We start from the raw sequence: 543 nt of genomic DNA on the forward strand, positions 1-543 counted from the left end.
GCTGTAACGTTCGAAATCCAGGGTCATGAACTGAAGGACCAGGTAGCTGTCGTGAGTGAGCGCATAGAACAGACAATGCGCGTCTATCCAGAAATCAGAGTCGAGATTCTTGCTGCGGGAATGAAGGTTTTGCTAGGTCTATCCTGCACATTGGATGACCTAAAAACTGCAATTCTGCCTCGCCTGGATCGATCAGTGGATAACGCGGCTTTGTAGGATTTTCTGAACCGACGAGCCCTTTTGATGGCAGCAGAACAGATTGAAACGATCCTGGCTGAACTGGGAAAGCCAGGGTCGACAGTACCCAACAACGACGCTCAGTTGATTGAAGCCTCCGAAACGATCACGCCTTTCGAAAACTTGTGCGCTAGATACATCCAAAATAGCGACGCCTCCGCACGTACTGCCTCCGCTGTGAACCGTATTGCTTTAGAAATGGACCGTGATGAACGAGTCCGTAAGATTTGCCGAGTGCAAACTTTGCGGACCCATTGCGATCTAAGCGAGCAAGAAGAAATACGTCAGCTCACTATGGAGCGATTT

1 protein-coding gene and 1 pseudogene are annotated in these 543 nt (G+C 49.5%); both read left to right on the forward strand.

What is annotated here, in order from left to right:
- Nucleotides 1-216: hypothetical protein (locus tag AC3XQU_RS22820; RefSeq protein WP_489876445.1), on the forward strand; the 216-nt coding region annotated here is incomplete at its 5' end.
- A 27-nt stretch (nt 217-243) separates the two neighbouring features.
- A pseudogene (locus AC3XQU_RS22825) lies at nt 244-543 on the forward strand (hypothetical protein); the annotation flags it as partial.

It is taken from the genome of Telluria sp. AZSoR62 (assembly GCF_058111565.1).